Raw genomic sequence first — 12,648 nt, 5'->3', positions numbered from 1 at the left:
TTTTTTGTGAATAATGAATGAAATGAATAGAACTCTTAAAGTAGCAATCCCTCACCTAATTTGAGGTGGGGGGTTTTACTGCGTATTAGAGTAAATTAAAGAGGTGCGAATAGATGAAACAAAGTACGGTATTTAGTCCTACATTACGTGAAGTACCAGCTGATGCTGAGATTAAAAGTCATCAATTACTACTTCGTGCAGGGTTTATGCGTCAAAACGCTTCTGGTATTTACAGTTTTTTACCACTTGGGTTAAAAGTATTGCACAAAGTGGAACGTATTGTTCGAGAAGAGATGGAACGAGCAGGGGCTGTAGAATTATTAATGCCAGCAATGCAAGCGGCTGAATTATGGCAAGAATCAGGTCGCTGGTATTCTTACGGTTCTGAGTTAATGCGTATGAAAGATCGTAATGATCGTGAGTTTGCATTAGGAGCAACGCACGAGGAAGTTATTACAGATCTTGTACGTGATGAGATTAAATCTTATAAAAAATTACCGTTAACACTATATCAAATCCAAACAAAATTCCGTGATGAGCAAAGACCTCGTTTTGGTTTATTACGCGGAAGAGAATTTTTAATGAAAGATGCTTACTCTTTCCATGCGACACAAGAAAGTTTAGATGAAGTTTATAATCGCATATATCAAGCATATTCTAATATTTTTTCTCGCTGTGGCTTGAATTTCCGTGCTGTTATTGCTGATTCTGGAGCAATGGGTGGTAAAGATACACATGAATTTATGGTATTATCGGATGTAGGAGAAGATACAATTGCGTATTCTGATACATCTGATTATGCAGCAAATATTGAAATGGCTCCAGTTGTTGCTTCGTATACAAAGAGCGATGAAGCCGAAAAAGCACTTGAAAAAGTAGCAACACCAGATCAAAAAGCAATTGAAGAAGTTTCTGCATTTTTAAATATCGAAGCATCAAATTGCATCAAATCTATGGTCTTTAAGGTCGATGAAAAGTTTGTTGTTGTACTTGTTCGCGGGGATCATGAAGTAAATGATGTAAAAGTGAAGAACGTATACGGCGCTTCAGTTGTTGAACTTGCTTCATATGACGAAGTAAGAGAACTGTTAAATTGTGAAGTGGGCTCTCTAGGCCCAATTGACGTAGCAGATGATGTTGAAGTCATTGCTGACCATGCAGTAGCAGCAATTGTAAATGGTTGCTGTGGAGCAAATGAAGAGGGATTCCATTATGTAAATGTAAATCCAGAGCGTGACTTTAAGGTGAGTCAATATACAGATTTACGTTTCATTCAAGAAGGAGATCAATCTCCAGATGGACAAGGGACAATCCGTTTTGCCCGTGGTATCGAAGTTGGGCATGTATTTAAATTAGGTACACGTTATAGCGAAGCAATGAATGCAACGTTCTTAGATGAGAATGGAAAAACGAAGCCACTTATTATGGGATGCTATGGTATTGGGGTATCTCGTACAGTTGCGGCAATTGCCGAACAGTTTAATGATGAGAATGGTCTGGTTTGGCCAAAAGCTGTTGCACCATTCCATGTACATGTGATTCCAGTAAATATGAAGTCTGACGCACAACGCGAAGTAGGCGAAACAATCTACAATTCATTACAAGAACAAGGTTATGAAGTATTGTTAGATGATCGTGCGGAGCGTGCAGGTGTTAAATTTGCTGATGCGGACTTATTCGGTCTTCCAGTTCGAGTAACAGTTGGTAAAAAAGCTGATGAAGGCATCGTTGAAGTAAAAGTACGTGCTACAAATGAATCTGCAGAAGTGAAGGTAGAAGAACTTCATGCATACATTACTAATATTGTAAAATAAGAAGAGGTACCTCCAGGTGAGGTACCTTCTATTTCTATGTAAAGTAAAAGGTAATGAGTTAAAAGGAAGAAATCTTTCTTTGCCGAAAGTTTCGATTTATAATAGCAGATGGAAGGAGGATGTTTATGTCGTTAACAAATGAACAACAAGAGCGATTTCAAATTTTGCTCCAGCAGCTGCAGATGCCTGAAGACCTTGTAAATCAATATTTACAAGGTGGTGGTATACAAAGGTTAGTTGTCGATAAAGCGAATAAAAGCTGGCATTTTGATTTGCAAGTGCCACGTATTTTACCAACGGAATTATATGAATTGCTTGAAGCGCAGCTTAAGCAGTCATTTTCACATATTGCAAACACGTCATTTGCACTAATGACGGAGAATAAACAATATACGGAAGAAGAGGTCAAAGCATATTGGCCGCTCTGTACAGATCGAATTACTTTTTCACCTATGTTTGCATATTTAAAGAAGCAACTTCCATATGTGAATGGGGTAAAGTTGTTACTTGATGTAAATAACGAGTTAGAATCTACGACTTTAAAGAAAAATCTAGCGAAGCCAGTAGGAGATCAATATGAAGTGTTTGGGTTTCCACGTTTTCAGCTGGAAACGAATATAAAGCAAAACGAAGAGGAAGTTCAAAAGTTTCGTGAGCAAACACAGCAGGAGGATCGCCAGCGTGTTATACAAGCTATGGAAGAGATGGCTAAGAAGCAAGCTGAAGAAAGCGATGTTGTACATGAAGGACCAGTTGTGCTTGGGTATCTTATTAAGCCGGATGAAGAAATCACACCGATGCGCGAAATTCAAGATGAAGAAAGAAGAAAAACCGTTCAAGGCTATGTCTTCCATGTGGAAACGAAAGAACTTCGCAGTGGACGTACGTTATTAACTTTAAAAATGACGGATTATACGGATTCCATTATGATTAAGATGTTTTCGCGTGATAAAGAGGATCTTCCGCTTCTGCAATCTTTGAAAAAAGGAATGTGGGTAAAAGCTCGAGGCTCGGTCCAAAACGATACATTCGTTCGTGACTTAGTAATGATTGCGAACGATATTAACGAAATAACAGGGCCTTCTCGTAAGGATAAAGCACCGGAAGGAGAAAAACGAGTAGAGCTACATTTGCATACACCAATGAGTCAAATGGATGCTGTTACCGGAGTATCTAAGCTCGTCGCGCAAGCTGGAAAATGGGGACATGAAGCGATTGCGGTTACAGACCATGCAGTTGCGCAGTCTTTCCCGGAAGCATACTCTGCTGGTAAAAAAGCAGGTATCAAAGTTATTTATGGTGTGGAAGCAAACTTAGTAAACGATGGTGTTCCAATTGCGTATAATGAAGAACACAGGTTGCTTGCAGATGAAACATATGTTGTCTTTGATGTCGAAACAACAGGGTTATCTGCAGTATATGATACGGTTATTGAATTAGCGGCAGTAAAAGTGAAAGGCGGCGAAATTATTGATCGCTTTGAATCTTTTGCAAATCCGCATCAACCGCTATCAGCTACAATCATGGAGTTAACTGGTATTACAGATGATATGTTGACTGATGCACCAGAAGTAGGAGAAGTATTTAAAAAGTTTGAAGAGTGGATGGGTGATCATACACTTGTTGCACATAATGCAAGTTTTGATATGGGATTCATAAATGTAGGATTTAAGAAATGTGGCTTAGACAAGCCCAAAAACCCAGTTATTGATACATTAGAACTAGCTAGATTCTTATTCCCAGAGATGAAGAACCACCGCTTAAATACAATGTGTAAAAAGCTTGATATCGAATTAACACAACATCACCGTGCGATTTATGATACAGAAGCAACAGGATATTTGTTAGTAAAAATGTTAAAAGATGTGATTGAAAAAGGTTATGAGTATCATGATCAATTAAATGACAGTATGGGACAAGGCGATTCGTATAAGCGTGGAAGACCGAGTCATGTCACCTTGCTTGCAACATCTGATGAAGGTTTAAAAAACTTATACAAACTTGTTTCATATTCACATATTAATTATTTCTACCGAGTACCACGAGTGCCACGATCATTATTGAAAAAGTATCGAGAAGGTATATTAGTCGGAACAGCTTGTGATAAAGGTGAAGTATTTGAGGCGATGATGCAAAAGGCACCAGAAGAAGTAGAAGAAATTGCCCAGTTTTATGATTACATTGAGGTGATGCCTCCAGAGGTGTTACGTCATTTAGTAGAACTTGAGTTAGTTCGAGATGAAGGACAATTAAAAACGATTATTTCCAACTTAGTAAAATTAGGTGAAACGTTAGATAAACCGGTTGTTGCGACAGGAAATGTACATTATCTAGATCCAGAAGATGCAATGTATCGGAAAATTTTAGTAAGCTCACAAGGTGGAGCCAATCCTTTAAATCGTCATTCATTACCACCTGTATATTTCCGCACAACAGATGAAATGTTAGGTTGCTTCTCGTTCCTAGGAGAAGAAAAAGCAAAGGAAATTGTTGTGACAAATACACAAAAAATCGCATCATTGATTGGTGACGTTCATCCAGTAAAAGATGACTTATACACACCGAAAATTGAAGGTGCAGATGATGAAACACGTGATATGAGTTACAAAATGGCGCGGAGTATCTATGGTGAAGAACTACCAGAAATTGTAGAAGCCCGTCTAGAAAAAGAATTAAAAAGTATTATTGGACATGGATTTGCCGTAATTTATTTAATTTCACATAAGCTTGTGAAAAAATCATTAGTTGATGGTTATCTTGTAGGTTCACGTGGATCGGTAGGATCATCATTTGTTGCGACAATGATGGAGATTACTGAAGTAAACCCATTACCACCACACTATGTATGTCCAAAATGTAAGCAATCAGAGTTCTTTAACGATGGTTCTGTAGGTTCTGGTTTTGACTTACCTGATAAAGATTGTCCAACATGTAATATTCCTTATGTAAAAGATGGACACGATATTCCTTTCGAAACATTCCTTGGTTTTAAAGGGGATAAGGTTCCCGATATTGATTTGAATTTCTCCGGAGAATACCAACCACGAGCACATAACTATACGAAAGTACTGTTCGGTGAAGACTATGTATATCGTGCGGGAACGATCGGTACGGTTGCAGAGAAAACAGCTTATGGTTATGTAAAAGGTTATGCATCTGATCATAACTTAACGATTCGAAATGCTGAAGTTGATCGCCTTGTTGCAGGGTGTACTGGCGTAAAACGTACAACGGGGCAGCATCCAGGTGGTATTATTGTTGTGCCAGATTACATGGATATTTTTGATTTTTCACCAATTCAATTCCCGGCTGATTCAGTAGGGGCGGAGTGGAGAACGACACACTTTGATTTCCACTCTATTCATGATAATTTATTAAAACTTGATATACTAGGGCACGATGATCCGACCGTTATTCGTATGTTACAAGATTTAAGTGGAATTGATCCGAAAACAATACCAACTGACGATCCAGAAGTAATGAAAATCTTCTCAGGTCCAGAATCATTAGGTGTCACAGAAGAACAAATTAATTGTAAGACCGGTACACTTGGTATACCGGAGTTTGGTACGAAATTCGTAAGGCAGATGTTAGAAGAAACAAAGCCAACGACATTCTCAGAGCTTGTCCAAATTTCTGGCCTATCCCATGGTACAGATGTATGGCTTGGTAATGCGAATGAACTAATTTATAACGGTACATGTACACTGAGTGAAGTTATTGGTTGTCGTGATGATATTATGGTGTATTTAATTTATCAAGGGTTAGATCCATCTTTAGCGTTTAAAATTATGGAGTCGGTGCGTAAAGGTAAAGGTGTACCAGAAGAATGGGAAGAGGAGATGCGTAATAATAATGTACCAGGTTGGTATATTGATTCTTGTAAAAAGATTAAATATATGTTCCCTAAAGCCCATGCAGCTGCGTATGTGCTAATGGCTGTACGTATAGCTTACTTCAAAGTTCACTTTGCACTTCTGTTTTATGCTGCATACTTTACAGTACGTGCAGATGACTTTGATGTAGAGGCAATGGTAAAAGGATCAGCATCAATCCGTGTGAGAATTGATGAAATTGCACAGAAAGGATTAGATGCTTCTCCTAAAGAGAAGAGTTTATTAACGGTTTTAGAAATGACACTTGAAATGTGCGAACGTGGATATTCATTCCAAAAGGTTGATTTATATCGTTCCCATGCAACGGACTTTATTATTGATGGAGATACGTTAATCCCGCCATTTAATGCAATACCTGGTCTTGGTACAAATGCTGCTATAAGTATTGTAGAAGCACGTGAAAATGGTGAGTTTTTATCAAAAGAGGACTTGCAGCAGCGTAGTAAGGTTTCTAAAACAATTATTGAGTATTTAGATAGTCAAGGTTGTTTAGGTGATTTGCCAGATCAAAACCAATTATCACTGTTCTAATAGGTAGGAAAATTCTTTGCAAATCGCTATTTGCTATGTTATACTATTAACCGAGATAACCATGTCATGTATATTGTGCAAAAAAAAGAGTGGGGAAACCCACTCTTTCGTGTTACTATCTATGTTTTATCTACGTATGTAGGTAGAATGTTTCTGTCGTATATACATATTTTGTTACAAGTTTTACTTCTTAAATTTGGTAATACTAAGACAGATATTCCCTGCTAAGCGGCAGGGGCTTTTGTTAGCTAACGAGAAAGAATAAGATAGACCGCAATAAAACAGAGCGGAGCTTTTCTTTCAAATGGTACATGGCGGCAGAAAGGAGGCTGTTTATGGATAAGAAAGTCACAGAAGTTGTTGAAGCACTCGCGCAGCCGATTGTTGAAGAGTTAAATCTTGAACTGGTAGATGTAGAATATGTGAAAGAAGGAAAAGACTGGTTTTTACGCGTATTCATCGATTCTGAAACAGGAGTAGACATTGAGGAATGCGGTGCGGTAAGTGAACGTTTAAGCGAAGCTTTAGATAAAGAGGATCCAATTCCTCATCTTTACTTTTTGGATGTATCATCTCCTGGAGCGGAACGCCCATTAAAGAAAGAAAAAGACTTCCAGCAAGCGGTAGGAAGACAGGTGGCAATTAAAACATATGAGCCGATTGATGGCGAAAAGATGTTTGAAGGAAAGCTACTGTCCTATGATGGTACAACAATTACACTATTATTAACAATTAAAACACGTAAAAAAGAAATCCAAATTCCAATGGATAAAGTTGCCAATGCGCGACTTGCTGTTACGTTTTAGTAAGAAGGGGGATCTTCATGAGCACTGAGTTGTTAGATGCTTTGCTCGTATTAGAATCAGAAAAAGGTATTAGCAAAGATATTATTATTGATGCAATTGAAGCAGCTTTAATCTCTGCTTATAAACGCAATTTTAACCAAGCACAAAATGTACGTGTTAGCTTTAATCCTGAAGTGGGAACAATTCAAGTTTTAGCACGTAAAGACGTTGTAAGTAATGTGTTTGACCCACGTCTTGAAATTTCTGTAGAAGAAGCAAGACAAATTAACCCGAACTATCAAGATGGCGACGTATTAGAAATTGAAGTAACGCCAAAAGATTTCGGGCGTATTGCAGCACAGACTGCAAAACAAGTTGTGACACAACGTGTACGCGAAGCGGAACGCGGTGTTATTTATTCAGAATTTAGTGATCGTGAAGAAGATATCATGGTTGGTATTGTACAACGCCAAGATGCTCGCTTTATTTATGTAAGCTTAGGAAAAGTCGAGGCATTATTACCAGTAAGTGAGCAAATGCCGAACGAACAATATAAACCACACGATCGTATTCGTGTCTTTATTACAAAAGTAGAAAAAACGACAAAAGGACCACAAATTTACGTATCACGTACACATCCAGGTCTTTTAAAACGTTTATTTGAAATTGAGGTACCAGAAATTTATGATGGAACTGTAGAAATTCGTTCTGTAGCACGTGAAGCAGGCGATCGTTCTAAAATTTCTGTATATGCAGAGAATATCGATGTTGATCCAGTAGGTTCTTGTGTAGGTCCAAAAGGACAACGTGTACAACGCATTGTAGATGAACTAAAAGGTGAAAAGATTGATATTGTTCGCTGGTCAAACGATCCAGTTGAATATGTAGCAAATGCTTTAAGTCCATCACAAGTTGTAAAAGTACTTGTAAATGAAGAAGAAAAAGCAACGACTGTAGTAGTTCCGGATCACCAGCTTTCATTAGCGATTGGTAAACGTGGACAAAATGCGCGTCTTGCAGCAAAATTAACAGGTTGGAAAATTGACATTAAGAGCGAGTCTGATGCGAAGCAACTTGGCATTGTAACAGAAGAAGACAGCATGATCGCATTCGATTCAGTTGAAGACGAAATCGAATAGAGGTGATGATGGTGAGCAATCGGAAAGTTCCGTTAAGAAAATGTGTTGCAACGCAAGAAATGAAATCAAAACGCGAGCTCGTTCGCATTGTTCGTTCCAAAGAGGGCGAAGTGTCCATTGATTTAACTGGAAAGAAATCAGGACGCGGTGCATATTTGTCAAAGGACAAGGAATGTATTATTCAAGCACAAAAGAAAAATATTTTGGAACATCATCTAAAAGCGAAGATCGACAGTTCTCTTTACGAAGAGCTTCTTGAGCTCGTTGAGAAGGAGTCGAAATAGGTGTCCGATTGGAAAGCGTTTTTAGGACTAGCAAACCGTGCTCGAAAAATAATTTCGGGTGAAGAACTCGTTTTAAAAGAGGTACGAAGTGGCAAAGCAAAGCTTGTGTTGCTTTCTGAAGATGCGTCAGTGAACACTACAAAGCGCATCACTGATAAAACCACGTACTACAACATACCAATGAGAAAAGTCGAAAATCGACAACAATTAGGGCATGCGATTGGGAGAGACGAGCGAGTCGTTGTAGCTGTGTTAGATGAAGGCTTTGCGAAAAAGCTGCGTAGCATGCTCGATACAACTTACCGGGGGTGAAGGTATGAGTAAGATTCGAGTGTATGAATATGCAAAGAAACACAATATCTCAAGTAAAGATATTATTACAAAACTAAAAGAAATGAATATCGAGGTTTCGAATCATATGACAATGTTAGACGATGAAGTAGTAAACAAATTAGATAATCAATATAATACTGGAGCAGAAAAACCTTCTGTTGCAGATGAGTTTGAAGTAGAAGAAAAAGTTGTTCGCAGCAAAAAGAACAGTAATAAGAAGAAGAAAAAAGGCAAAGGAAATGAAGACAAACGTCAAGAAAACTTTGCTGGAAGACAACAAACGCAAGTTGTAGAAACACCAGACAAAATCACTTTCTCTGGTACGCTTACAGTAGGCGATCTTGCAAAAAAACTAGGAAAAGAGCCATCTGAACTTATTAAAAAGCTCTTTATGCTAGGTATTATGGCAACAATTAACCAAGATTTAGATAAAGATACAATTGAGTTACTTGCTGCTGATTACGGAATCGAAGTAGAAGAAGAAGTAATCGTAAGTGAAACAGAGTTTGAAACATTTATCGACGAGCAAGACGATGAAGAAAACTTAAAAGAGCGTCCAGCTGTTGTTACAATTATGGGACACGTTGACCATGGTAAAACAACATTGCTTGATTCTATCCGTAATTCAAAAGTAACTGCTGGCGAAGCTGGTGGAATTACACAGCACATTGGTGCATACCAAGTTGAAGTAAATGACAAGAAAATTACGTTCTTAGATACACCAGGTCACGCAGCGTTTACAACAATGCGCGCACGTGGTGCACAAGTTACAGATATTACGATCCTTGTTGTTGCAGCAGATGATGGTGTTATGCCACAAACTGTTGAAGCAATTAACCATGCTAAAGCAGCAGGAGTACCAATTATTGTTGCTGTGAATAAAATGGATAAACCATCAGCAAATCCGGATCGTGTAATGCAAGAATTAACAGAATATGAATTAGTTCCAGAAGCTTGGGGCGGAGATACAATTTTCGTACCAATTTCTGCAATTCAAGGTGAAGGAATTGACAACTTGCTAGAAATGATTCTACTTGTAAGTGAAGTAGAAGAATATAAAGCAAACCCAAATCGTTATGCAACTGGTACTGTAATTGAAGCACAGCTTGATAAAGGTAAAGGAACAATCGCAACATTACTTGTACAAAATGGTACACTTCGAGTAGGAGATCCAATTGTTGTTGGAACATCATTTGGACGTGTTCGTGCGATGGTAAGTGACATCGGGCGTCGTGTAAAAGTTGCTGGTCCATCTACTCCTGTTGAAATTACAGGTTTAAATGAAGTACCACAAGCGGGCGATCGTTTCATGGCATTTGCTGATGAGAAGAAAGCGCGTCAAATTGGTGAATCACGTGCACAACAAGCATTGCTTGCGCAGCGCGGTGAAAAATCTAAATTAAGCCTAGAAGATTTATTCCAACAAATCCAAGAAGGCGATGTAAAAGAAATTAACCTAATTGTGAAAGCGGACGTACAAGGTTCTGTAGAAGCAATGGCAGCATCACTTCGTAAAATTGATGTTGAAGGCGTAAAAGTGAAAATTATCCATACAGGCGTAGGTGCGATTACAGAGTCTGATATTATTTTAGCTTCTGCATCTAATGCAATTGTAATTGGATTTAACGTACGTCCTGACGTAAACGCGAAACGTACAGCTGAGTTAGAAAATGTTGATATTCGTTTACACCGTATTATTTATAAAGTAATCGAAGAGATCGAGGCGGCAATGCAAGGTATGCTTGATCCTGAATTCGAAGAGAAAGTAATTGGTCAAGCGGAAGTTCGTCAAACATTTAAAGTAACAAAAGTTGGAACAATCGCAGGTTGTTACGTAACAGACGGTAAAATTACGCGTGATAGCGGTGTTCGTATTATCCGTGATGGTGTAGTAATTTACGAAGGTCAACTTGATACGTTAAAACGTTTCAAAGACGATGTGAAAGAAGTTGCACAAAACTACGAGTGCGGTATTACAATTGAGAAATACAACGATCTTAAAGAAGGAGACATCATTGAAGCATACATTATGGAAGAAGTGAAGCGATGATTATCGCTTCACTCTCATTCGAGTGTATGATCTATGATGTGCATTCTTTAAAAGAGAAACGTGCAATTTTACAGCGTGTGCTAACCCGTGTGAAACAGCGTTACAATGTGGCTATTTCGGAAGTAGGACATCAAGATGTATGGCAACGTACAGAAATTGCAATTGTTTCCGTATCCTCAAATCGTGTTGTCTGTGAAAAAGAAATAAATCGTGTACTTGCGTACATTGATTCATTTCCTGAGATTGAACGTACGATAACACAATTGGAATGGTATTGAATGAGGTGAATAGTTATGAAACTACGTGCAAACCGTGTTGGCGAGCAAATGAAAAAAGAATTAGGCGACATTATTAGTCGCAAAATTAAAGACCCACGTGTTGGATTTGTTACAGTAACAGATGTACAAGTGAGTGGAGATTTACAAATTGCTAAAGTGTATATTTCTGTTTTAGGAGATGAAGAGCAGAAAGAAAATACATTAAAGGGTTTAGCGAAAGCGAAAGGCTTTATTCGTTCAGAAATTGGCCAACGTATTCGTCTTCGTAAAACGCCGGAGATTTCCTTTGAATTTGATGAGTCTATCGGATATGGTCATCGAATTGATACACTTTTACATGAAATTAATAAAGACGGTAAACGTGAAGAATAATGGATAGACATTTGTCTATCCATTTTTTCAATGGAAAGTAAGTTTTGCATATAGATGAGTGTTCTAAAATGAGGTTAAAGAGAGCTGAGTAGTTCGAGGTGCGGAAGTCAGGAGGATACGGTATATAGACCTTATCTATTACGAGAACCAAACTGAAGACACAGGCGAAGAAATGCGTTAATATTTTCTACAAAAGTATTATGATGAGGTGAACATATGGAAGGTGTAGTACTATTACATAAACCAAAAGGAATGACATCACACGATTGTGTATTTAAATTAAGAAAGATATTGCGTGAAAAGAGAATTGGTCATACAGGAACATTAGACCCAGATGTAACAGGAGTATTACCAATTTGTGTAGGGCGTGCCACAAAGATTGCGCAATTTTTAACAAGTGAAACAAAAACATATGAAGGTGAAGTTACAATAGGGTTTTCAACAACAACAGAAGATGCTTCTGGTGAAGTGGTGGAAAAACAAGATGTAAATCGCGTAATTACACGTACCGAAGTGGAAAACGTATTAGCAGAATTAACGGGTACACTTGAGCAAGTACCTCCCATGTATTCAGCTGTAAAAGTAAACGGAAAGAAACTATATGAATACGCAAGAGCAGGGCAAGAAGTTGAACGCCCAGTTCGTACAATAACAATCCACGAATTTGTATTACTTGATGATCGTGAAGTATTTGAAGGGAAGAATCTTTCATTCCGCTTCCGTGTTACATGTAGCAAAGGAACGTATGTGAGAACATTAGCGGTTATGATTGGTGAAAAACTAGGGTTCCCAGCACATATGTCACATCTTGTGAGAACAGCTTCAGGAGAATTTTTGCTAGAAGATTGCATATCATTTGAAGAAATTGAAGAAAACATGCAAAATGGAACAGTAGAGTCTATTTTTATCTCAATTGATGAAGCGTTAAGTAAATTTCCAAAAATGGTTGTAGATGAAAAACAAGCAGAAAAGATAAAAAATGGTATGTTTTTAAAGAATGAATTGCAAGTTACAGCGCCGTTAATTACAATATTTGATAAAAATGAACGTTGTTTAGCGATTTATGAACATCATCCAAAACACCCTGGCATGTTAAAGCCAATGAAAGTGCTTGTTAACAATCAAGAACTAAAGCTATAATAAATTATTGGAAGGATTATTACAGA

General features: G+C 38.0%; 10 protein-coding genes. All 10 read left to right on the top strand.

The genetic code is table 11. The features are described from left to right. Positions 1-113 precede the first annotated feature (113 nt). Positions 114-1,814: a proline--tRNA ligase gene (locus tag QRY57_RS18860; protein ID WP_026590329.1), complete on the top strand. Its 1,701-nt coding sequence runs from the start codon at positions 114-116 to the stop codon at positions 1,812-1,814. 125 nt (positions 1,815-1,939) lie between these two features. Beyond that, complete coding sequence (locus QRY57_RS18855) at positions 1,940-6,241, top strand: PolC-type DNA polymerase III (protein ID WP_286015856.1); 4,302 nt, start codon at positions 1,940-1,942, stop codon at positions 6,239-6,241. A gap of 335 nt (positions 6,242-6,576) precedes the next feature. Then, on the top strand, positions 6,577-7,047 hold the full coding sequence (gene rimP / locus QRY57_RS18850; RefSeq protein ID WP_026590331.1) for a ribosome maturation factor RimP: 471 nt from the start codon (positions 6,577-6,579) through the stop codon (positions 7,045-7,047). Positions 7,048-7,064: 17 nt separating this feature from the next. Then, positions 7,065-8,165, top strand: coding sequence for a transcription termination factor NusA (nusA, locus tag QRY57_RS18845; protein ID WP_026590332.1), 1,101 nt, complete (start codon positions 7,065-7,067; stop codon positions 8,163-8,165). Between the two features lie 11 nt (positions 8,166-8,176). Next, positions 8,177-8,449 carry an RNase P modulator RnpM gene (gene rnpM / locus QRY57_RS18840; RefSeq protein ID WP_026590333.1) on the top strand — a complete coding sequence of 91 codons (273 nt, stop codon included), beginning with the start codon at positions 8,177-8,179 and terminating at the stop codon, positions 8,447-8,449. Then, positions 8,450-8,761, top strand: a complete 312-nt coding sequence (locus QRY57_RS18835; RefSeq protein ID WP_026590334.1) for a YlxQ family RNA-binding protein — start codon at positions 8,450-8,452, stop codon at positions 8,759-8,761. 4 nt (positions 8,762-8,765) lie between these two features. Beyond that, positions 8,766-10,832 (top strand): translation initiation factor IF-2, encoded by a 2,067-nt coding sequence (infB, locus tag QRY57_RS18830; protein WP_026590335.1) that lies wholly within the window; start codon positions 8,766-8,768, stop codon positions 10,830-10,832. Continuing rightward, positions 10,829-11,110: a DUF503 domain-containing protein gene (locus QRY57_RS18825; RefSeq protein ID WP_026590336.1), complete on the top strand. Its 282-nt coding sequence runs from the start codon at positions 10,829-10,831 to the stop codon at positions 11,108-11,110. Before infB ends, QRY57_RS18825 begins: the two co-directional genes overlap by 4 nt. Before the next feature lie 15 nt (positions 11,111-11,125). Continuing rightward, a complete protein-coding gene (gene rbfA / locus QRY57_RS18820) occupies positions 11,126-11,482 on the top strand; it encodes a 30S ribosome-binding factor RbfA (protein ID WP_017151269.1) in 357 nt (118 codons plus the stop codon). Between the two features lie 216 nt (positions 11,483-11,698). After that, positions 11,699-12,622 (top strand): tRNA pseudouridine(55) synthase TruB, encoded by a 924-nt coding sequence (gene truB, locus QRY57_RS18815; RefSeq protein ID WP_208017119.1) that lies wholly within the window; start codon positions 11,699-11,701, stop codon positions 12,620-12,622. The last annotated feature ends 26 nt before the right edge of the window (positions 12,623-12,648 follow it).

The sequence above is a fragment of the Bacillus arachidis genome (assembly GCF_030285945.1).
GTDB classification, from domain to species: Bacteria; Bacillota; Bacilli; order Bacillales; family Bacillaceae_G; genus Bacillus_A; species Bacillus_A arachidis.
Note: the sequence above shows the minus strand (reverse complement) of the source record. Positions and strands in the feature narration are given on the sequence as shown.